Below are 19,838 nucleotides of genomic sequence, written 5' to 3' on the forward strand. Positions count from 1 at the left end.
GGATTGGCGAGCCAACCGCGCGGCCCGGCCGCCGGTACAGGACGGTTTCTCGCGCCCGAGCAGGAAGCGCAGGTCCGCGCTCTGATGGGCCAGCACACGCCCGACGAACTCAGTCTGCCCTTTGCCCTGTGGAGCCGGGCAGCAGTGCGGGAGCTGATCGAGCAGTCCTGTGGGGTCCGGCTGGCGGTGCGCACCATCGGTACGTATCTAGCGCGCTGGGGCTTCACGGCCCAGAAGCCGCTCCGACGGGCCTATGAGCAGTCACCGAAGGCGGTGCGGCGCTGGCTGCGGCACGACTATCCGGCCCTTGTGGCGCAAGCCAGAATGGAGAGGGGCACGATCTTCTGGGGTGACGAGACCGGCCTGCGCTCNGGGGCTTCACGGCCCAGAAGCCGCTCCGACGGGCCTATGAGCAGTCACCGAAGGCGGTGCGGCGCTGGCTGCGGCACGACTATCCGGCCCTTGTGGCGCAAGCCAGAATGGAGAGGGGCACGATCTTCTGGGGTGACGAGACCGGCCTGCGCTCCGACGATGTGCGCGGCCGCAGCTTCGCCCCACGCGGCCGGACGCCTGTGGTGCGCCCCTCTCACAAGCGCGCAGGGCTGGGCCTGATCTCGGCTGTGACCAACAAGGGCGAGCTGCGCTGGATGGTGCTCGATGGCGCCATCAAGGCCCCGAGCCTGATCCGCTTTCTCAGGCGGCTCATCCAGGATGCACGCGGCAAGGTGTTCCTGATCTGGGATAACCTGCCCGTTCATCGAGCCCGCGCAGTGCGGCACTGGTTAGCCGAGCGCCAGGAGCAGATCGAGGTGTTCTCCTTGCCCTCCTACAGCCCCGAGCTGAACCCGGACGAGGGACTGAATGCGGACCTGAAGCAAGCCGTGACCCGCAAGCCGCCCGCCCGCAGCAAGCACGAACTCAAACGAACCGTCATCAGCCATATGCGCCGGCTGACAAAGCTGCCCGAGAGGATCCGAAGCTACTTCGGGCATCAGCCATTCCGCTATGCCGCGTAGTTCAAGTTCTCCCAAGCCAGATCAATAAAATCCAATATACGTCGTGGATTGTTGTTATTTTCATGGAAAGCCTCCTTCGGCGCTAGTTGCATAGCTATTTAGCCGGGAGGCTGATGAGGTCGGGTGTTACCTCTTCTCATTGAACATGCCGTTGCAGGGATGACGGACGTTGTTGACCGTGATGGTACACATGGCATATCCGCAGAAAGTGTCTCGAACGCACATTGACACTGCTCTGCAAATTGAGGCTTTCTAAGTAGCTGGAATCGTACGGTTTTATTTTGGCCTTCTGGGATCAATGATTGATCCTCTGTCCGAGTGCATCCATCGCCTTCATTCACATGATCGCCTTGGACATGGCTGCAAACAAAGGGGAAGGAACGCGGGGCATCACAGTTGATCTCTTCGCTATCGTCGCAATCGGGCTGCGCCTCAGCACTGAGCCAGTTAGTATCTTGTATAGAAATATCATGAACACTGTCACAAAGAAGAACACTCACATGATCAGAACCACTGACAGTGGAATCTGATAGAGTTGTCTTCTTCTGACCTATGAAGACACGAAGCCTCTCAAAGCCATTTCCCCTTCCCCTCATGAGCCATTCCACATAGGTTCTGATGTCTTTGTCACTCCACCAGTGACGACTCGTTGCGTGATCTTCTTCACCATCCCAAGAGAACTCATCGGTTCCCGGCAGATCCTGTTCAATGCGGAACTTCAGCGAGTACCGAACCACACTTTGAATATTCAGCCCAACCGCACGCTTGCTGTTAAACCGCCGAACGTCCACCTGAAAGGGCTTGTCAAAGCCCTTACTGCGCAGCGCATCAGCAAATTCCTCGCGGGTGACATTGCCGAGCGCCACGATGGCATGCAGATGCGGACACCAAACGGTCGCGTCCCCACGGAGGACGCCCAAAGGCCAATCCAGTTTCTCAAGAGCGCTCCGCTTATGTGGACCCAGCTTGTCAAAATCGGACCACGTGATGCGTTCCATTTCCCACCAGCCGGTGAGCTGAACGTCATTCCAACGCGCATCGTGACGGCGACGATAGGCGATGATGTTCCGGAGCCTGTTTCGGATCTCCCGTTGGATTTCCTCAACCTTGTTGATGTCCACCCGAACCGGCGCGAGAAGCGTCAGGAACACCAACCCTTCATTCTGAATACCCGCGAACGTCTTCTTCGCCGCACGCGCTGTTTCCCTTCTTCGACGATCCATAAAGCAGCGAGGGCATAGAGGGACGCCGCAGTATTTTATGTTGTCCCAGTCATCGACGCTGCCACACTCACTCATCCTACCGTACAGACGATGGGTCCGGCCAATCGCAGCCATAACTCGCTGTCTCTGAGCCTCCATTCCCGGATTCAGATATTTGAGCTTCTTTTTCTCAGCATAAGACGCGGTATGCACAAGCGCATATCTTAATTTCTTCAATTTTGGACAGGTCATTCTAATTTCCTCGTTGTTACCTGCTATTTACTAAGCAGGCGGAACTCGGAAATTTGGGCTCGTCCTCGGAGAGTTAATCTCACTTGAGATCGCGCCGACCAACATTGCTGGCTTCGAGAGAAGCCGAAAAAGTTTCGGCCGAAACTTTTTCCTCCTAGAGAACTCAGGTCGATTTCAGCGATACTACTATCTGCCCTTCTGCACCCCGGCTATTTGATAATTGATGGTTGAGCAATTTCAGGTTTGCTAGCCCATTATTTTTGAGCTAATTTCCGCCTCGTGGTTGGAGCTGAAGATAGCAGCTCTTCGGGGTGAAGAAAGCAGTTTACCGTGCCGCTCCAATGGCAGTAATGCAAGTCAGTGGGGAGGCAATCATCCCCTAGGCCCCGTGCGCCCAGGGATGGTTCCCTACCCTTAGAGCACACGCGATGCAGGCGTATCCCCGAGAGGGGAGGATGACAGGCGCACCCCGAAAGCCTGTTGTTTCAGATCCGACGACGCCACCCATTGCTGAAGCAGTGAGGTCTCCGTCCCACCACAGGGCGGCTCATTAACCCTTAACAAGGGGTGGTGAGCCGCGCGTGTCATACGTATGACACACCTCCGTACATCGGCGGCTCATCTCCCCACAACCCGTGGAGAGATAGTCATGGCAAAAGCCCAAGTAGTTGTGCCAAGCGAGACTCAATCGGAATTTGATAAGCTCGTAGAGGATGGCAAAGCACTCAACGAGCAGAGCTTGAAGGCAGAAGCTGTCCATCGCGAGGAGGAACGCGAGGGCCTACCGTTGACGCAGGAGTTGCTTGCGAAGCTTTATGAGGCCTGCTGCTGGCTATATAAGCAGTCAGAGAATATCCGCGCCAAGTTATTCCAGGAGAAGAAATACACAAAGTACGTTAAGGCTAAGCCCGAGGGAGTGCAGACTGACCTTCCATATGGCAAGCCTGCCATCAGAAACGTCGCCATTCCAGCATCGAAGCTGATCTGTCCGAACCGAGATGCGGCAACACTCAGCAAGTTCAGCACCATCTGCTTAGCTGCGCACAATCAAGGCAAGACGCCAGAACAGTTTCTAGATTGGCTGCGCAATGGACCTCACATCCGCGATGACGAGGATCAGGGTGGTGGGATTGAAGGAGCTCACAAGGCCTACAGCACCCCAAGGAAGCGACCGGACACTCGCTCGAACAAAGATGGAGGGGGGCCGGAGCCTATAGACTGGGAGGCAGTCAAGCGGACAGCCTTCGCGAAGGGCTTCACAACCGATGACTGGCCCCTCAAAGTTCCTAAGGAATACATCCACGAGGACGTATATTTCGTCGCGGTACGGCAAAAGGGACCGGTCGTCACAGTAACAGTTGAGCCCTTGAGTAAGGACGCTGTCGCAAATCGCCTGACTTCCCTCAGTAAGAGCGCTGCAGCGCAACCAGATTGGCAGGCTCTCCACGGGGCTCCAAGTGCACAGCGACACACCGCCGATGTGTCGGCAGATGAGGCGGCATAAGGGAGAAGGATATGCTCCAGATCAATCGTCCGACCTCGATAAGTCATATGCTGCTTCATAACGATCATGACCGTGAAACCGTGAGAATGGCGATTCATTCAAATAAGCCTCCGAGCGTACTCCTGTATGGGCCGCCAGGCACTGGCAAAACCACGCTCATGGAGTTGATGGCCGTTGAGGCCATCAACTCCCTGGGTGCCTCGATCACGGACTTCAAAGAGGCGGAGCGCACCGGTGACGTGATCGTTATGGACCAGCGCACCGGCTATGGAGTAGACGCCTTAAAGTATGTGGAGGAGCGGTCCGCTCTGCTGAGCCTTAATCAGTTCGGGCGCCGCTGGTTGATCATCGATGAGGTCGATGCAATCGAGCCAAGACTTACCACACGCGTGAAGACAATACTCGATGAACTTCAGCAAAGGCGAGGAGTTCAAGTATTTGCGGCCACCAATCATTTTGATCGGGTTGACCCCGCGATTAGGAACCGCTTCGTACGAGTTCATATGAACTTCTTCAGCGACGAGGCAATGCTGACGTGGCTTGCAGACGCAGTCCACCGGTTTCAGCTGCCGCCTCTATCGCAGGTTCAGGCGGTGAGTATGGTCACAAGGTCTGAAGGAAGCATGCGTAGTCTTTACATGGAGCTGGAAAGATATGCCTTTCAATGTGACAGCCCACCTCCGCATCGCCCAAAGCTGACTGTCCTTCCAGGGGGAGTATCATAACTCGACCCTTGATCACCGAAAATATACCGTCAGCTGCTCGGCGCGTGCCGCGTCGAGCAGCTTTAGCACCGCTCCCTGCAGCCTCCTCCTAGATAGGTATGAGTTTCATAGGAGGTGCTCGGAGAACAACCCGAAACAGGTTGTAGTTCAAAGCCAACCTCGACATTCATTTTGCCATGGAGATGTGCACTATGAGGAGGCGCTTGTGGGAAGCCGCCGATAGAGGGTCACTGGGTGCACGCCCAAAAGGGACGCCACCTGCCGAGCCGGCGTACCCTCGCTGATCAGGCGGCCAGCTAAGGTCAGCTTTTCCAGTGTGAGCTTTGGCGGACGACCAAAGCGAGTTCCGAGACTGCGAGCCCTTGCGCGCCCATCGGCCGTCCGCGCTTTGATCAGATCTCTCTCGAACTCAGCTATGCCTGCAAAAATGGTTAGGATCATGCGCCCCGCCGGTGACGTGGTGTCGGCCCAGGGTTCACTGATGCTCCTCAGGCCAGCTTTTGTCAGCTGCAGCTGTTCCGCAATATCCAGGAGGTTACGTGTCGATCGCGCAAGGCGGTCGAGCCGCATTACAACGACAACATCGCCCGGCCGGAGGTGATCGAGCAATCGTGCCAGCTCGACTCTTCCAGAGACTGCGCCCGACACTTTCTCCTCGTATATGCGTTGGCATCCAGCTTGCAAAAGAGCATCGCGCTGTGTTGTAAGATCCTGACCATCCGTAGACACGCGGGCATAGCCAATAAGCAACGCATCCTCCTTTTGCAAAAGTTGCTGCAAAACAGAATACTTTCACAACAGACTTTCGCAACTGGAGAAAGCTAAGCTACGGCTGGATTTTGCGCACTGTTGCAAAACTTAATACTTTTGCAACGAGCTAATTTGCTAGTAGCGCGGCTGACTATCAGCGTTAGCTGGTGACCTCGTTTTTTCGACCTGATCTTCGGCCATCATTCCGAGATGAACCTGTATCCTAGCGGAAGCGCGCTGCACCTCTCGAAGCTAATGGCTGTAGCGTCTACAGCGGGAGCCCAGTGGAGAATAGTTTGCAACTCCGGTCATGGGCCACCGATCTGCTGAGCCTCGGTCACGTAGATACCGACAGTCTCACCCAAAGGTCCCTGAAGAACCGCTCCACGCAAGCGATAAAGGGCCCGGTGTTGGAGGCTCGCCGTGACATTAGAGTCGGCCTTAATCGGCACTAAGACACCGTGCCCTCCATGCAGCCTAGCGTACCAGTCACCATCTACCGACACAGCAGCGCCCTCCAGTCCATCCGTTTCGAGTGCGTGGACCTCCTGCTGGGAGAGCATTGGTGCCTTAGCCGGTTGCTCCCGCTCTATGAAATCGTCGACGCGCTCTTGGACGGGCGGACGGAGAACCCGCAGCAGGGCGTCCGCCATCCTTTCATCGACGTGCAGATGAATGGTCCCATTGTTGACCAAATTGACCTGAGTTGCCGAGCCAGATGCGACCGGCTGCGAGATAGCTTCGATGGCCTTCTTATCAGTTGCGCTCACACGCCCACTACGGAGGCCAAGGAGGATCTGAGTTGCTTCGATGAGATGGGTTGCAAAAGGGGTCAGCAATTCGCGCGCTTCCCAGACCTTCTGTGCCCCTTCTATAGCGTCGAGAAATATTCGGATGCTGCCTTGCTCAACGCTCGCGACGGCAAGTGTAACGTCTCGCCTTCCCACTCGTCTGCTAAATTGACGGAAGGCCGCGTTGAGGGTTGTAAGAAGTGTTGCAATCTGGGGAGCTGGCACTGGGGCCGTATTCTCGATGAAAATCTCGAAACGCGGTTCTTCACGCTCTTGCAGTTCGTAGTCCATAGTTCCCCCTATTCTAAACATCACCACGCTTTAGCGCCCGATGGCAGCTACCATGCATTGCTGGGATGACGCCGCATCGCCGTGTTTGATTTACTTTCAGATTTTATGGAGACACTTTGAGCGAATCGGGCAATACGAGCATTTCGTGCGATCCACTTTTCCGACTGATCCATGGAGTCTCCCTCTGTAATGTTTGAGGCTTTCTAAGACACTCGGTTGGGTGTCGCTAGGCATTCTAGATAAAAGTTTCTGCCTACGCCTTGACATCGCAAGATCCTGTTAAGTTCATGATTTGTTCTTGTAGACAGTTGCAAAGGGTGATAGCTTATTGAGTCGGCGTGGGAGTGCGTGTGGTGCAGGTTTCAAACTTGATACCGGCGAATATCTCAAAGACTGATGTTGAGGACTTCGCTGTTAAAGCGATAGAAATCTTCAAATTTCAGCCCGGAGATCCAATTGAACCGCTGGTCGCTAAGCTTGGCGGAAGAACTGAGTTTCGCTCTCCCTCGCTTGGGGAGAAAGGGTCTGAGGCTATTAGAGTCGAGCCAGATGGAAAATTTGTAATATATCTTTCATCTATCACATCGGCGAAGCGGGACCGCTTTACTATTGCACACGAGTTGGGCCATCTTTTTCTTCACTTCCCTAAGTTCAAAGCAATTCACCCAGACCAAACGATGGTTGCCACTCGGTGGGTGAACGATACGGACGAGGAGCAACGCCGAGCGGAGTGGGAAGCGAACTGGTTCGCTGCCGCATTCTTGATGCCTGCCAAGGCTTTTGAACGCGAGTTTCGGCTACGAGGCGATCTGAAGCATGTTGCAAGTTTCTTCCGTGTCAGTACTCAAGCCGCGGAAGTAAGAGCACGCTCGCTGCAGCTTATGTAGGGCAGGACTGTCAGTGTCAGTTGCGCCTGGGTATCGGCTCCGCCTCTTTCTTTCTGTCGATCTTGTAGGGTCAACCGCATACAAATCCGGCCCAGGCAAGGAGCCAGACTCCAATCCTGAGTCCGAATACCCCAACCGTCCCACCTGGGTTGGGAACATCCAAAAATTTTTTACTGACTTCCCAGAAATTTTCAGAGCCCAGGTTTCTAAGGTGTGGGAAGGAGCGGATGCTTCAGCTCCTTCCCCTCAAGTCTGGAAAACGATCGGCGATGAAATCGTGTTTTGCCTCCGCCTGCGCACATCGAATGACCTTGTCAAAACCATTGCCGCATTTGTACATGCGCTACAAGATTATGGTTTAATTCTGGAACGCGACGGCGGCTATCTCGATGTAAAGGGCGCCGGCTGGGTAGCGGCTTTTCCTGTACCAAATATCACCATCCGTCGATCTGGAAGTTCAGTTGACGAAGCCTCTGACCTACGTGACGAAAGCTTCGAGGAAGAAGCAGATAGTGCCCCAGCACAGTTCGAGTTCTTAGGAACCGAAATCGACGCAGGCTTCCGGGTCGCCAGGCATGCAGCACCCGACCGCTTTGTACTTTCGGCTCAACTTGCGCTCTTGCTGGTAAGTGCGTGCGGCGAGAGCCAAAGCCCCTTCCATTTCCACTATCATGGGCGCGAGACAATGAAAGGTGTATTGAACGGGAGGGAATACGTAAGCGGGGCGTGATGGCCGCGGGCTGGGACCGGATCGTGTCCACTAATGGCCAAGTGGACACTAAGACCGTGGTGTCCAGTTCCATGGAAGGAGTTCATCGACCCTGTTGGCCGGGTGATCAGCGATGCGCTCGATGACGTCAGCAAGATAGGCTTGCGGGTTGATGCCGTTCATTTTGCAGGTTTCGACAATGGTGTAGATGACCGCTGCGCGATCGCCACTGGCATCGGAACCGCTGAAGAGATAGTTCTTCCGGCCCAGGGCCAAAGGTCTGATGGCCCGCTCAGCGGCATTGTTGCTCATCTCAAGCCGCCCGTCAGTGGCGTAAACCGTCAGCGCCTTCCAGCGGGATGTCATATAGCGGATCGCCTTGGCGAGTTCGCTTTTGCCGCTGATGCGCGCAAGCGTCGTGTCGAGATGGCTCTTCAGGATCTCCAGAAGAGGGACCGACCTGGCCAGACGCGCAGCGAGCCGCGTTTCTGGATCCAAGCCGTTGATCCCGGTTTCGACCGCAAACAGGTCGGAGATGAGGTCCAAGGCCCGTTCCGCCGAAGGCGAGCGATTGCGCAGGAACTCGTTGTACAGATCGCGGCGTGCGTGGGCCCAACAGGCCACCTGGATCAGGCGCGTATCGCCGGTGAGTGGATGGCCAACATAGAGCTTGTCGAAGCCGGCATAGGCATCGGCATGCAGGAAGCCACGGCATGGCGACAACAGGTGCTGGGCACGCTCCCCTTTGCGATCCGGAGAATAGGCATAGAACGCCGCGGGCGGCACGGCCGATCCCCAGGAACGTTCATCGCGCACAACCGTCCACAGCCTGCCGGTCTTGGTCTGGCCGCGTCCAGGGTCGAGGACCGGAATGGGGGTATCGTCAGCATGCACCATTTCGCCGGCACGGGCATGGGTTCCGATCCTGTCGCTCAAGATCTGAAGCAGCGCCGCCATTGCCCCGACCCAGCCGGCTAGCGTTGAGCGATCAAGATCGACGCCTTCGCGCGCATAGATGTCACTCTGGCGATGCAGGGGAAGATGATCGCAATACTTGGAGACCAGGACATGAGCCAGGAGGTTGGGACCGGGTCGCCCACGTTCGATCGGCAGCGATGGCATCGGCGCCTGAACGATCGTCTCGCAGGTGCGGCAGCTCAACTTCGGGCGAAGGTGGACGACCCGTTTGAAGTGCGAGGGCACGTATTCCAGCACCTCACGTTCATCCGTGCCGATCGTGCTGAAGACGCTTCCGCCGCAATTCGGGCAGGTGCAGTCCGGCTCGTGCACGATCGTCTCACACGGCAGATGGGCCGGTAAGGGCTTGCGGCCCAGAGACGACTTTGCCGTCGCAACAGCCGATGGTGAGGATGCAATGGGCCGCGCTGCCGTCCGCTCGATGTTGGTGTGGGCCTCGCTCTCCTCCAGATCGGCAATCGCCAGTTCCAGTTGCTCGATGAGATGGTCGAGTTTCTCCGAGGAGCGGCCGAAGCGGGCGCGCTTCAGGCTCGCGAGCTGCGCCTTCAGCTTCTCGATATAGAGGTTCTTGGCATAAAGCTCCGCCTGCAACTGCGCGGTCAAAGCGCGCAACGCCTCCAGTTCGGCCAGCACATCGGGAGCAGCAAGAGGCATATGTTTCTCTAGCACAAACGGCCCGATGCAGCTACGTTTTTATATGTAAAAACAGTATGTTATCAGGCCATCGTCGGCTTTGGCGGACGCTCGGGCATCAGCGTGCGCCGCCAATCCATCCCTTCGACGAGAAGAGCCAGTTGTGCCGCCGACATTTGCAGGACGCCATCGACGAGCGACGGCCAGACGAACTTGCCCTGTTCCAATCGCTTGGCAAAAAGGCACAGCCCGGTTCCATCCCAGTAGAGAGCTTTCAAATAGTCGCCTCGTTTCCCGCGGAAGAGGAACAGATGGCCGGAATAGGGATCGGCGTTCATCCTGTTGACGACCTCCGCGGACAGACCGTCGAACCCACGGCGCATGTCGACCGGCTGGCAGGCCAGATACACCTTCGTTCCCGCAGCGATCTGGATCACGACTTCACACCGAGGGCCGAAAGAACCCGCCGCAGCGCCCGCTCGTTGACAAAGGCGTCAACCCGAACACGCGCACCGTTTGGCAGGTCGATCTCAATCACGCCAGGCCGCTCCTCCAGCATCGGCGTTCTGGTCGACCGCTCGGCTCTCGGCTGTGGCAAACTCTCCGCCGGAGTGGTGTCCAGCGGGCGAAGAGCCGGCATCGTGATCGCGGGCCCTTCATCGTCGCACGTCCCGAAGACCCCGATCGGAATGAACTCATTGTGCGATGAAGCCTCCGGGAGAAGCACCAGAGAAGCCGGACGGGGCCCCAGTTTGCCCGCTTCCGCAGCCCGGATCCAACCGAAAAGCTGATTGTTGTTGACGCCGCGCCGACGGGCCACCTCCGCGACAGCGGTTCCCGGGAGCCTGGCCTCCTCGACAAGCCGCCACTTCTCCTCCGTGGTCCAACTGCGTCGACGACGAGGCTCCATCTCTGACATGCATGCCGCCTAAGTGTCCGCTTCAATCTTCGTGGACACTTATCTCATCCTGATCGCCGCTTCGGTAGGCGGCCATGACGCCACGCTTACGGGAATACCCACTCGTCTCAATCTACACGGAAAGAAGCCCCTCACGGAGGGAGGTCCGGGATCGGGAGCGCGACCTCGTAAACGACGGAAGCGTTAAACCAGGTCCCCTCAAGCGCTTTTTGTTGGCGTTCATGGACGATGAAGGAATCGAGAAGCCGGTCTTACTGGACCCTCAGTCTCCCGCGGAAGGTATGCCAGCAAGTTATGTAGAGTTCCTTGAGTCCGAGTGGCACGGCAGCGCTGTAGAAACGGAACAGCGCACCACAGTTGAGGAAGAGTCGAGCCATGCAAGCCAAGGAATAGCAGATCCTGACTCGATGAAGATAATCGAGAGCTATTTTTCGCAAGTAGCTGAAAAATTTCGCGACCAATAGAACCGGCGCACCTCAATTCTTACCAAGACGGGAGCACCTCTGGTGTCAGGCAGTGCACCCCATATTTCGGGTGTCTCAGCTACCCAAATTGCTGAGCGCCGGTGCCACGCTGATATGTGCATTACATCGAAGTAACACATAGCCGAATGCATCAGCAATCACACCTCATCAGCCGCGCGTCCAGTCCGGCCTCAGGCGATCAACAACCCGCTCAAGGCGAACTTGGCCGTAATGCTTATCGATCATAAGAATCGAGGTGCGCGTATTGCGAGCCACGTCGATCACTTCAGCGCCGTGAGCCAGTTGTTGGCTAATGTAGAAGTGCCTCAGTGAGTACGCCGTCCGCTTGACGCCGCGATGATCACGCTCAAGCCCACTCGTCCTCAGCAGCTCAGTGAAGCCTTTTGCGACTGAGCCGATCCGTTCGCCTCGCTCGTTAGCAAAAACAGGATCACCGTCGTTGGGCTCACGTCCAACACCATGCTCAAACAACATCCAGAGCGTGTCGAACCACGGGAGAGCTCCGAGCTGTGGGATGGCGATCCCGCTCTTGCCTTTGCCACGGGCCCTAAGCCGTAGATCTCGCTCCGCGAGTGGTTTGCCCCTCCCCTCCCGATAGCCCAGTACGTCACCCCAGTTGAGGTTGCGCATCTCGGTAGGCCGGAAGCCTGAGAAGGCAGCAATCATGATGTAAGCGTGCAGGATGGTGCGATCCCGGCGGGTATGCTCATCCAGCTTCTTGATGGTCCAGATGCGCTGATCCTTGGACCGGACGCGGCGAGACTGGTCGAGCATGATCGGATCGCCCAATCGGCTAAGACTGGTCTCGACTAGCTTCTCGAATTCATGGGGCTCAAAGCTGGGGCGCCGGTTGTCTGGGGCTCGCTTGACCCGGAGCGAGATCGTCGGTGGGGCCTTGATGTACCCCCACTTCATGGCCTGCCGGAACAGAGCACGCAGGAGCACGGCCTCGCCGCGCTGACGGCTCAGAGTGGGTGCTGCCCGCTTGACGGGCCGGCGAAGCCGCCTGCCCCCACGTTCATAATGAATATAGGCGATGTCCTTGCCCGGTCCTTCGGTCCAGTAGGTTCGTCGCCACTCCGCGTAGCGTTCCAGGTCCGGGTCTGTGATGCCGTCGATGGGACGCTGACCAAAATAGCTGATGAAGTAACGGCGTATGATTGCAGGCTCTGACTTACCCTGGTCTGCACGACGCTCCCCTCTCTCCACCTCGCGCTGGATGTGCGCGATAAAGTCCTCGGCCACTTGCTCGAAGGTTCGAGCCTTGGCGGTGAGGCCCTGGCGAGCTCGATAGTTCGCCTCGAACCAGATCTCCTCGGCTTTGCGCTCAGCTTCGATTCGGTCGCTGGTTTCCAATGAACGCTTGATCTGCCCCTGGCCCTTGATGCTGAAGCGCATCTGCCATTTGGCGCTGCCGGTGCGCTGGAACAGTTGATAGCGTTCTTTAGAGGGAGAGGAGCCCATGCTGGCAACCTACTTGGTTACTTTGCTTCAACGCAGTGCGCTAGAAGTGCGCTAGGAGCCTAGCGCAGCAGAACCAAGGGCCTTGTAAGGATTGGGCTTTTTGGCGGGTGAGCTAGGACTGAGCTAACGGTATAGCCAGTCCTTAGTTCCTCAAACCTAAGAATAAAGCCCTTATATCTCAAGGGCTTAGTGGTAGCGGAGGAGGGATTTGAACCCCCGACACAAGGATTATGATTCCTCTGCTCTGACCAACTGAGCTACTCCGCCCCGGGAAGCGGGGCGGGCCCCGCGTCAGGCATGCGCGATATAGGGAAGGTTGCCCCTCGGTGTCAAGAAAGACGCGTGGCTAAGCTGCGGATTTGTGGAATCACACCTTCTGAAACGATCTGACAGATCCAGCCGAAGGCCGGTCAGCCCTTGGGCTTCATGCGCCAGAGCTGAAATCCCTCGCTCGAAATCGCTTGTTCGATGGCCTTACGGGAGAATTTATGCGGCGGCGCCTCGCGGGAACCCAGGGTGCCAGTGAGCCCCCAGGGAGCATATTTGCCTGGAAGCTTGCTGCCCGATTCATCACCGGCGAAGGCGTGCAGATCGTCTTTGGCTTGGGAGGTGAACATGAAGAGACGCATGGGAATGGCTTTCGCTTATGGGCAGATGACAGCCCCTACGAAAATAGGGCTTACGCTCCGAAAGTCACCTTGGGTGAAGGGAACCCGTCGATCGCCTTCGCGGCTCAGCCAGAGGGATGGGCTCCCGATCCACCTGAGATACGTCGTCAGGTCTGTTTCCTGATCCTCATCAGTTTGAAGAACCCGACCGGAAACAGGGATCGGAGTTCCACGACCTCCATGCGACCGGTTCCGCGCGCCCAGTCCTCGACCCGGGCCGCCTTGAAGGCCGAGCTCCAGCCGATGGCCTTGGCGACAGGCGAAGCCAATTCCTCGAGGGCTGCGATCGGGCCGGAGGGCTGACCCCAATGATTAGCGAGAACGATCTCGCCGCCCGGCTTCAGCACGCGCATGAACTCGTTGAGGGCCGTCTCGGGCTCGGGCACGAGGGTGATGATGAACTGGGCCGTGACCGCATCGAAGCTCTCATCTGGGAAGCCGAGGCGGGTGACATCCATCACCTGCAGGCTTTTCACGTGGCTGAGCCCCCTCTTCTCGACCTTGTCCTGAGCCCGGCGCAGCATGTCCTCGGAGAGGTCGACCCCGTAAACCTCGGCATGCCTGGGGTAATAGCCGAGGGACAGCCCCGTGCCGACGCCCGCCTCCAGCACCTTGGGGCCGCAGGCGACGGCGGCGTCCACGGCCGCACGGGCGGCAGGTTCGGTCAGCTTGTCGTAGACGAGGTCGTAGATCGGAGCCCAACGCGCATAGGCCTTGCGCATCAGGACGGTGGTGGCTCCATCCGTCATAAAGGTTCCTTCGGTCGGCGCCTCAGGCCGCGGCGGGGGCGGCTTCGGCTATTGTGCGAGCAATGGTGCCCCCGCCAAGCACACGTGCCCGGGGAGCATCGCTCTCATAGATGACACAAGCTTGACCGGGAGACACCCCGTCTTCGGCCGATAACAGCTCGACCGTAGTGTGGGTTCCTGTGGATCTTAAAAGGGCCGGGCGCGGCTCACGGGTGGAGCGAACGCGGACGGCGACCTCCATTCCCTTTTCGCTCAAGGTTTCGAGCGGCACATCGCCGAGCCAGTTCACATCGGTCACGCGGATCAGGCGGGTGGCCAGGGCCTCCCGGGGGCCGACCACGACACGGGCCTCCTTGGCCTCGAGGCGCACGACATAGAGCGGCTCGCCCACGGAGAGCCCGAGCCCCTTCCGCTGCCCCACCGTGTAATGGATGATGCCCTCATGGCGGCCGAGCACGCGGCCGTCCACATGGACGATCTCCCCACCCTGCACGGCACCGGGCTTCAGCCGCTCGATCACGTCGCTGTAGCGCCCTTGCGTGACGAAGCAGATGTCCTGGCTGTCGGCCTTCTCCGCCACGGTGAGCCCGAATTCGCGTGCGAGTTCGCGAGTCTTCTCCTTGGGCAGCTCGCCCAAGGGGAAGCGGAGGAGATCCAGCTGCTCAGGAGTGGTGGCATAGAGGAAGTAGCTCTGATCCCGGTCCGGGTCGGCTGCGCGGTGGAGGGCCCGGCGCCCATCCGGCAGGGCACGGCTTGCCACGTAATGACCCGTGGCGAGCACGTCGGCCCCGAGCTCCCTGGCGGTCTCCAGGAGATCGCGGAACTTGATGGACCGGTTGCACTCGACGCAGGGGATCGGCGTCTCGCCCGCCAGATAGCTCTGGGTGAAGCGTTCGATCACGGCTTCGCGGAACCGCGCCTCGTAGTCGAGCACATAATGGGGGATGCCGATGGCCTCCGCCACCCGGCGGGCATCGTAAATGTCCTGGCCGGCGCAGCAGGCGCCCTTCCGGTGCGCCGCAGCGCCATGGTCGTAGAGCTGGAGCGTGATGCCGAGGACGTCGTAACCCTCGCGCTTGAGCAGGGCTGCGACGACGGACGAGTCCACGCCACCCGACATCGCAACCACGACGCGGGTCTTCGAGGGATCGGTGGGAAGGTCAAGTGAATTGAGCATGTTTCCTTCCAGAGGCGCCGTTCAAGGCGGCGCACGGGAGGGGCCAAAGCCCTTCTATAGCGATTACGCCACAATTCTTAAAGGGAAAGTGCGCGGCAATAAGCCAACGTTAACGTTTATGGCTAAGCTTAGGCATTCTCGTAACTGCCTGATGGGCTTAGGAAAACATTAAGTCCCGTCGCGTAGGTTCGAGCCTGTCAAAGGTCGTTGAATTTTTGTGTGAGCGTATCATGACCGAACCCCACCGCCCAAGGGTCAAGTATGTCATTGGGCCCGACGGCAGTCCCCTGACGATTGCCGACCTTCCACCATCCAGCACCCGCCGCTGGGTTATTCGCCGCAAAGCCGAGGTTGTCGCCGCCGTCCGCGGTGGTCTGCTCAGCCTCGAGGAGGCCTGCCAGCGTTACACGCTGACCACCGAGGAATTCCTGAGCTGGCAGATGTCCATCGACCAGCATGGCCTGGCCGGCCTGCGCACCACGCGCATTCAGCAATACCGCCAGTAAGCACCGCAACAGATCTCTGGGAACGGCGCCGGTTACCCGACCAGCGCCTTTTTCATTGGTTCGCGCATCGTGCGGACCCAAAGGGCCGCATCAGCCAAAAGCGGATCCGGTTTCCCGCACCGGGCGGTACATTTCTCAAGCGGGGGGTCGATCAGGTCTCAAAAAGCGCCTTTCACTTTGGGTCCGATGCTCTAGAAGCTCGGCCGTTAAGACCTTCCTAACCATAAGATGAGCATAAACTCCTGAATCAGTTCCCTTAAGGCAGGCTCACATCGTGCTTGGCATCCAGAATTCGTTGGAACAGCAAGGCCCATCCCGGGCAAATGCAGGTTCGGCGGCTCCCGCTGAAGCAGAGCAGACCATCGATGCATTGAGGCGTATCTTGGTGGGGCGGACCATCGCCGATGTGGAGCGCCATCTCATCCTCGATACCCTGACCTACTGCTTCGGCAACAGGACGCACGCCGCCCGGATCCTCGGCATCTCGATCCGCACCCTGCGCAACAAGCTGAACGAGTATGTGGAAGCCGGCATCGCCGTGCCGGAGCCGGGCCAGAAGCCTGCGGTCGCCGCCTGAGAGCTCGACCGGACGGCTCGCGCTAGCGCTTCCGCAGCCACAGGCTGGTCTCGTGCGCACCGGAGATCAGAGGCAGTTCGGACAGGATTCCCCGCGCGAGAGCAGAGCCGCCGTCCCTCACGACGGAGTGGCTCGCGAAGATGAGCTCGTATCCGTCTCCCTGCACAAGGGCGCCAACCAGCAACTGCTCGTTATACCCCCGCCAATCCCAGGGCTCGGGATAGCGATAGGGCAGCATGATGTCATGGACGTGGAGCAGGGTTCCGCTGGCTAGACGCGGCAGCACATCGAGGAAGAGGCGGTCCACATCGGTTCCGGGCATGGCGATGTGGCTGGAATCGATGAAGAGGATGTCCCCGGCTCCGAGATTCTCGAACACGGCCGGGTCCGCTTCCCGCAGCAGCACCTGCTGGTGCTCGACGTTGAGCTTCCGCAGAGTGGCCCTTGGGGCGGGATCGATGCAGATGACGCGGGTGGAAAGCCCCCCGTCCTGGACCGCCTGTGCCATGAAGCGGGTCGAATGGCCGGAGCCGATCTCCACGATCCGCCGCGGCTTCTCCCGGCGAACGATGGCGTAAGCCGCCGCCGCATCGAGGCGCGGGAACCAGCTTTGATCGAAGCGCGCTGACCCCCTGCCCTGCAGGATCGAGCGCAGATCGTCCGCGTGGCTCTCGATCGCCTCCAGAACATTGGAAAAACGAGGCCTTGCCGCCTCGAACACGGGGCGCAGCGCCGGGTAATCCTGAGCCTCGACACTGTGGGCATAGCGGTAGGGGATGAAGAAGCCGAGCCGTTTCACCCCAAGCAGCGTCGAGAGGCCGAAGCTCAGCCGTCGCCAGAAGAATGTCATTGATCGGATGAGGACAGGGGCGGCGGCGGCACGGAGCCGTCGGCCGCCGCAACCCGGCCCCGCCAGGCCTGCGCGAGCCGCGCACGCTCGAACATCAGCACGACCACGAGCGAGAGCCCAAAGGGGATCAGGAGGTAGAAGAGACGGAAGATGATGAGAGCCGCCAGTACATCGGCCTTCGGGATATCGGGCATCGCCGTCAGGAAGACGAGCTCGAACACCCCGAGCCCTCCGGGGGCATGACTGACCAGGGCGGCCGAGAAGGAGGCCAGAAAGACGGCGAGCACGATGATGAAGCTGGGCTCGAGATGGGCCGGGAGCACGAAATAAATGATGCCGGCCGCTCCCAAGAGCTCGAGCGGCGCAGCGATCAGCTGGCGCACCATCACGGCGGGACGGGGATATTCCAGTTTTGCCTTGCGGACGATGAGCGGCGGGAGGTGCAGAATGGAACCGACCACATAGAGCGCGACGAAGCCGAGCAGCAGGAAACCGACGATGCGGGCCGTCGCAGGGTTGGTGAGCATCGAGGGCAGAAGCTCTTCGAGCCGGTGCAGCAGGGTCGGATCGGCCACCAGCACGACCCCGCCGAGCAGGATGGTGCCGAGCCCGAAGGTGAACGAGCACAAGGCCACCAGCACCGCGATCTGGGGCGCCCCCAGGCCTTTCGAGGTGTAGGCCCGATACCGCACGACCGCGCCGGAGAAGACCGAGGCACCGATATTGTGGGACAGGGCATAGGTCGTGAACGAGGTAATCGACACGAACAGCCATGAAATATGGCGCACGCCCAAGTGCAGCAGGGCGATCCGGTCGTACCAGGCCAAGGCGGCATAGGCGACGAGGGTGGAGAGCGCCGCGAAGGCATAGCGGTGAGCCGGAACGGCGGTCAGGCTGTCCCAGACATCGTCGAGGGACATGCCACGCAATTCACGATAAAGAAGCCAGCACGACACGACGACTGCCAGCAGCCCGATCACGGGCCAAATGAACTCACGCACATTCTTCATAGAGCCGGCAGAACTCCCTCGCTGGTCCCTTCTGTGCCCATAATCCCTTTGTTCTGCAAGGGGATTATGCCTTGCTGCGGCATGTCATAAGGTCCAAGGCCGGCATCGGTCAAAGGAGATAAATGCCGGGAAGTTTTCGTGGAGGAGCGGCCAGCCCATTCGAAGCGCCGTCCGAAGAAGCGTGACGTCGGGAAGCAATGACCTTATCAAACGGCGATCTTCCTATTCCTCACCATTTCCAGAGGGCATGGCACATGACGACGGAACCTGCAGCGGCTCTCAACCTCGATGGCTACACGGACCTGCCGCCGGGCAAGATCGCAGCGATCGTCACCTATCTGGAGATGCACGAGCGCCCTGCCCTGTCGCCTTTCCGAAAGCCGGACAGCTGGAGCCTTCGGCGTATCGACCAGGATCATCGGCGCTACCGGGCGCTGTTCAGGACGATCGGCGAGCCATGGCTCTGGTTCAGCCGGGCGGTGATGCCCGATGACACACTCGCGGCCATCCTGGACGACCCGGAGGTCGAAGCCTATGCCCTGCAGGACGGCACCGCCGATGTCGGCCTGCTCGAACTCGACTTCCGGTCCGAGGGAGAGGTCGAGCTGGCTTTTCTCGGGCTCGTTCCCGGATTCATTGGCCAAGGCGCCGGGCGCTTCCTGATGAACGAAGCCATCGGCCGCGCCTTCGCCAGGCCGATCGAGCGCTTCTTCGTCCATACCTGCACGCTCGACTCCCCAGGCGCCCTCGCCTTCTATCTGCGCTCGGGTTTCACGCCCTATCGACGTTCCATCGAGGTGGCCGACGATCCCCGTCTCCGCGGATTTCTCCCGCAGGATGCCGCCCCTCATGTTCCGGTGCTGGCAGCCCGGGCATGAAAAAGGACGCGTCGGCCGGACGCGTCCTCATAAAGCTTCGTGCGTTCGAACAATCAGGCGGATGCGCGAACCGCGCGGCCCTGTCCGGCCTGGCTGATCGCCGCATCCAGGGTCCGCTCGCGGTCTTCCAGGCTCTCGGCCTTTTTCAATTCCTCAAAGGCCTCGCCAAGCTCGGCCTTCGCATCGTCGAGCTGGATGTGCAGGTTCTGGGCCGAGTGGCGAAGGTTGTCCCGCCGCTGGGCTGCGGCGCGCGCATAGGTTGGATAGGCAAAGTGGTTCGGGTCGGCGATGCCGGCCTTCTGCTCCTCCGCCGCGATTTCCCGATCCAGGTCAGCCGCCATGCGGTCGAACTCAGAGATCATCATCTCGATCTGCGCCACGCGGCGACGTTTCTCGTCGACTTGAAAGCGCTTGAGGCGGATGAGCGTATCCCGCGACTTCATCTTGATTCAACTCCACACGTCGCTGTTTCACTGCATCTCACGGATCGCTCAGTTATCCGCCAGACATGCGTCACCATCGCCGACGAAAGTTGAGCTTTCCTTACCGGCTGCGACAAAAAATTTCCTATCCCCTCGCTTCCCCGGGGTGGGCTTTGCCTCATGGCTGCCGTCCCGAGGTCTCGTAAACCTTTCGTTTACCGATTTCGTTAACACTGGCTCGGTCACGGGCGCGGCTGCTTCGGATCTGCTCCCGGACTCACCTGAAACGCTTAGGTTACAAGAATTTGGGATGATGTGAGGCGGTTCCCTATGGTTACCCAGAATCCACAGGACAATCGTCTTCGGCAGATGATCTGCCTGCCAAGGTCGTTAAG

The 19,838-nt window shown here is 59.0% G+C and carries 20 protein-coding genes, 1 tRNA gene and 3 pseudogenes; 10 read left to right on the forward strand and 14 right to left on the reverse strand.

Annotated elements, in window-relative coordinates; genetic code table 11:
- Both KHP60_RS25825 and KHP60_RS09870 read left to right on the forward strand, forming a co-directional pair.
- A pseudogene (locus KHP60_RS25825) lies at positions 1-234 on the forward strand (winged helix-turn-helix domain-containing protein); the annotation flags it as partial.
- 150 nt (positions 235-384) lie between these two features.
- Positions 385-1,016 (forward strand): annotated as a pseudogene (locus KHP60_RS09870) (IS630 family transposase); the annotation flags it as partial.
- A gap of 98 nt (positions 1,017-1,114) precedes the next feature.
- Here the strand turns inward: KHP60_RS09870 and KHP60_RS09875 are convergent.
- Positions 1,115-2,470 carry a hypothetical protein gene (locus KHP60_RS09875; protein ID WP_213563733.1) on the reverse strand — a complete coding sequence of 452 codons (1,356 nt, stop codon included), beginning with the start codon at positions 2,468-2,470 and terminating at the stop codon, positions 1,115-1,117.
- A gap of 649 nt (positions 2,471-3,119) precedes the next feature.
- Between KHP60_RS09875 and KHP60_RS09880 the strand changes: the two genes are divergently transcribed.
- Both KHP60_RS09880 and KHP60_RS09885 read left to right on the forward strand, forming a co-directional pair.
- Positions 3,120-3,974, forward strand: a complete 855-nt coding sequence (locus KHP60_RS09880) for a hypothetical protein (RefSeq protein WP_213563734.1) — start codon at positions 3,120-3,122, stop codon at positions 3,972-3,974.
- Positions 3,975-3,985: 11 nt separating this feature from the next.
- Positions 3,986-4,699 (forward strand): ATP-binding protein, encoded by a 714-nt coding sequence (locus KHP60_RS09885; RefSeq protein ID WP_213563735.1) that lies wholly within the window; start codon positions 3,986-3,988, stop codon positions 4,697-4,699.
- A 189-nt stretch (positions 4,700-4,888) separates the two neighbouring features.
- Here KHP60_RS09885 and KHP60_RS09890 read toward each other — a convergent pair whose 3' ends face one another.
- Entirely contained in the window at positions 4,889-5,449 is a 561-nt protein-coding gene (locus tag KHP60_RS09890; protein ID WP_213563736.1) for a recombinase family protein, read from the reverse strand.
- 308 nt (positions 5,450-5,757) lie between these two features.
- Positions 5,758-6,531, reverse strand: a complete 774-nt coding sequence (locus KHP60_RS09895) for a hypothetical protein (RefSeq protein ID WP_213563737.1) — start codon at positions 6,529-6,531, stop codon at positions 5,758-5,760.
- Positions 6,532-6,881: 350 nt separating this feature from the next.
- Between KHP60_RS09895 and KHP60_RS09900 the strand changes: the two genes are divergently transcribed.
- Entirely contained in the window at positions 6,882-7,418 is a 537-nt protein-coding gene (locus KHP60_RS09900; protein ID WP_311924815.1) for an ImmA/IrrE family metallo-endopeptidase, read from the forward strand.
- A gap of 13 nt (positions 7,419-7,431) precedes the next feature.
- A complete protein-coding gene (locus KHP60_RS09905; RefSeq protein WP_213563739.1) occupies positions 7,432-8,148 on the forward strand; it encodes a hypothetical protein in 717 nt (238 codons plus the stop codon).
- A gap of 48 nt (positions 8,149-8,196) precedes the next feature.
- Here KHP60_RS09905 and tnpC read toward each other — a convergent pair whose 3' ends face one another.
- The 3 genes from tnpC to tnpA form a co-directional block, all read right to left on the reverse strand.
- Positions 8,197-9,759 (reverse strand): IS66 family transposase, encoded by a 1,563-nt coding sequence (gene tnpC / locus KHP60_RS09910; protein WP_213563740.1) that lies wholly within the window; start codon positions 9,757-9,759, stop codon positions 8,197-8,199.
- Positions 9,760-9,821: 62 nt separating this feature from the next.
- Positions 9,822-10,175 carry an IS66 family insertion sequence element accessory protein TnpB gene (tnpB, locus tag KHP60_RS09915; protein WP_213563741.1) on the reverse strand — a complete coding sequence of 118 codons (354 nt, stop codon included), beginning with the start codon at positions 10,173-10,175 and terminating at the stop codon, positions 9,822-9,824.
- Positions 10,172-10,657 carry an IS66-like element accessory protein TnpA gene (gene tnpA / locus KHP60_RS09920; RefSeq protein WP_213563742.1) on the reverse strand — a complete coding sequence of 162 codons (486 nt, stop codon included), beginning with the start codon at positions 10,655-10,657 and terminating at the stop codon, positions 10,172-10,174. The genes tnpB and tnpA overlap by 4 nt, the downstream gene beginning before the upstream one ends.
- Before the next feature lie 221 nt (positions 10,658-10,878).
- Here tnpA and KHP60_RS09925 point away from each other — a divergent pair, with 221 nt between their 5' ends.
- Positions 10,879-11,121 (forward strand): hypothetical protein, encoded by a 243-nt coding sequence (locus tag KHP60_RS09925; protein WP_213563743.1) that lies wholly within the window; start codon positions 10,879-10,881, stop codon positions 11,119-11,121.
- Positions 11,122-11,289: 168 nt separating this feature from the next.
- On the opposite strand, the gene KHP60_RS09930 is transcribed toward KHP60_RS09925, so the two are convergent.
- From KHP60_RS09930 to mnmA, 5 genes are all read right to left on the reverse strand, one after another.
- Positions 11,290-12,606: a site-specific integrase gene (locus tag KHP60_RS09930; RefSeq protein WP_213563744.1), complete on the reverse strand. Its 1,317-nt coding sequence runs from the start codon at positions 12,604-12,606 to the stop codon at positions 11,290-11,292.
- A gap of 190 nt (positions 12,607-12,796) precedes the next feature.
- A tRNA-Met gene (locus KHP60_RS09935) sits at positions 12,797-12,873 on the reverse strand.
- 143 nt (positions 12,874-13,016) lie between these two features.
- Positions 13,017-13,223, reverse strand: a complete 207-nt coding sequence (locus tag KHP60_RS09940; RefSeq protein ID WP_249688671.1) for a hypothetical protein — start codon at positions 13,221-13,223, stop codon at positions 13,017-13,019.
- A 158-nt stretch (positions 13,224-13,381) separates the two neighbouring features.
- The gene (locus KHP60_RS09945) at positions 13,382-14,023 is read right to left on the reverse strand and encodes a class I SAM-dependent methyltransferase (protein WP_213563745.1); all 642 of its coding nucleotides are present in this window, start codon (positions 14,021-14,023) and stop codon (positions 13,382-13,384) included.
- 22 nt (positions 14,024-14,045) lie between these two features.
- Positions 14,046-15,200: a tRNA 2-thiouridine(34) synthase MnmA gene (gene mnmA, locus KHP60_RS09950; RefSeq protein ID WP_213563746.1), complete on the reverse strand. Its 1,155-nt coding sequence runs from the start codon at positions 15,198-15,200 to the stop codon at positions 14,046-14,048.
- Between the two features lie 230 nt (positions 15,201-15,430).
- Here mnmA and KHP60_RS09955 point away from each other — a divergent pair, with 230 nt between their 5' ends.
- Positions 15,431-15,706, forward strand: coding sequence for a DUF1153 domain-containing protein (locus KHP60_RS09955; protein WP_009763782.1), 276 nt, complete (start codon positions 15,431-15,433; stop codon positions 15,704-15,706).
- A 373-nt stretch (positions 15,707-16,079) separates the two neighbouring features.
- Positions 16,080-16,283: pseudogene (locus tag KHP60_RS09960) on the forward strand (helix-turn-helix domain-containing protein); the annotation flags it as partial.
- Between the two features lie 22 nt (positions 16,284-16,305).
- Here KHP60_RS09960 and KHP60_RS09965 read toward each other — a convergent pair.
- Together KHP60_RS09965 and KHP60_RS09970 are read right to left on the reverse strand one after the other, a co-directional pair.
- The gene (locus KHP60_RS09965) at positions 16,306-17,133 is read right to left on the reverse strand and encodes a class I SAM-dependent methyltransferase (protein WP_213563747.1); all 828 of its coding nucleotides are present in this window, start codon (positions 17,131-17,133) and stop codon (positions 16,306-16,308) included.
- Positions 17,130-18,143 (reverse strand): lysylphosphatidylglycerol synthase domain-containing protein, encoded by a 1,014-nt coding sequence (locus KHP60_RS09970; RefSeq protein WP_213563748.1) that lies wholly within the window; start codon positions 18,141-18,143, stop codon positions 17,130-17,132. Before KHP60_RS09970 ends, KHP60_RS09965 begins: the two co-directional genes overlap by 4 nt.
- Positions 18,144-18,397: 254 nt before the next feature.
- Here KHP60_RS09970 and KHP60_RS09975 point away from each other — a divergent pair, with 254 nt between their 5' ends.
- Positions 18,398-19,021 (forward strand): N-acetyltransferase, encoded by a 624-nt coding sequence (locus KHP60_RS09975; RefSeq protein WP_213563749.1) that lies wholly within the window; start codon positions 18,398-18,400, stop codon positions 19,019-19,021.
- 53 nt (positions 19,022-19,074) lie between these two features.
- Here KHP60_RS09975 and KHP60_RS09980 read toward each other — a convergent pair whose 3' ends face one another.
- Positions 19,075-19,464 (reverse strand): flagellar export protein FliJ, encoded by a 390-nt coding sequence (locus tag KHP60_RS09980; protein WP_213563750.1) that lies wholly within the window; start codon positions 19,462-19,464, stop codon positions 19,075-19,077.
- Positions 19,465-19,838 lie beyond the last annotated feature (374 nt).

It is taken from the genome of Microvirga sp. 3-52, assembly GCF_018383585.1.
Classification (GTDB): Bacteria; Pseudomonadota; Alphaproteobacteria; order Rhizobiales; family Beijerinckiaceae; genus Microvirga.

Bases quoted from the DNA above. Each gene is read 5' to 3' on its own strand.
- KHP60_RS09970 (WP_213563748.1), bottom strand. From the start codon at position 18,143: ATGAAGAATGTGCGTGAGTTCATTTGGCCCGTGATCGGGCTGCTGGCA.
- KHP60_RS09975 (WP_213563749.1), top strand. From the start codon at position 18,398: ATGACGACGGAACCTGCAGCGGCTCTCAACCTCGATGGCTACACGGAC.
- KHP60_RS09945 (WP_213563745.1), bottom strand. From the start codon at position 14,023: ATGACGGATGGAGCCACCACCGTCCTGATGCGCAAGGCCTATGCGCGT.
- mnmA (WP_213563746.1), bottom strand. From the start codon at position 15,200: ATGCTCAATTCACTTGACCTTCCCACCGATCCCTCGAAGACCCGCGTC.
- KHP60_RS09965 (WP_213563747.1), bottom strand. From the start codon at position 17,133: ATGACATTCTTCTGGCGACGGCTGAGCTTCGGCCTCTCGACGCTGCTT.
- KHP60_RS09880 (WP_213563734.1), top strand. From the start codon at position 3,120: ATGGCAAAAGCCCAAGTAGTTGTGCCAAGCGAGACTCAATCGGAATTT.
- KHP60_RS09875 (WP_213563733.1), bottom strand. From the start codon at position 2,470: ATGACCTGTCCAAAATTGAAGAAATTAAGATATGCGCTTGTGCATACC.
- tnpC (WP_213563740.1), bottom strand. From the start codon at position 9,759: ATGCCTCTTGCTGCTCCCGATGTGCTGGCCGAACTGGAGGCGTTGCGC.
- KHP60_RS09925 (WP_213563743.1), top strand. From the start codon at position 10,879: ATGGACGATGAAGGAATCGAGAAGCCGGTCTTACTGGACCCTCAGTCT.
- KHP60_RS09930 (WP_213563744.1), bottom strand. From the start codon at position 12,606: ATGGGCTCCTCTCCCTCTAAAGAACGCTATCAACTGTTCCAGCGCACC.
- tnpA (WP_213563742.1), bottom strand. From the start codon at position 10,657: ATGTCAGAGATGGAGCCTCGTCGTCGACGCAGTTGGACCACGGAGGAG.
- KHP60_RS09980 (WP_213563750.1), bottom strand. From the start codon at position 19,464: ATGAAGTCGCGGGATACGCTCATCCGCCTCAAGCGCTTTCAAGTCGAC.
- KHP60_RS09895 (WP_213563737.1), bottom strand. From the start codon at position 6,531: ATGGACTACGAACTGCAAGAGCGTGAAGAACCGCGTTTCGAGATTTTC.
- KHP60_RS09940 (WP_249688671.1), bottom strand. From the start codon at position 13,223: ATGTTCACCTCCCAAGCCAAAGACGATCTGCACGCCTTCGCCGGTGAT.
- KHP60_RS09955 (WP_009763782.1), top strand. From the start codon at position 15,431: ATGACCGAACCCCACCGCCCAAGGGTCAAGTATGTCATTGGGCCCGAC.
- KHP60_RS09885 (WP_213563735.1), top strand. From the start codon at position 3,986: ATGCTCCAGATCAATCGTCCGACCTCGATAAGTCATATGCTGCTTCAT.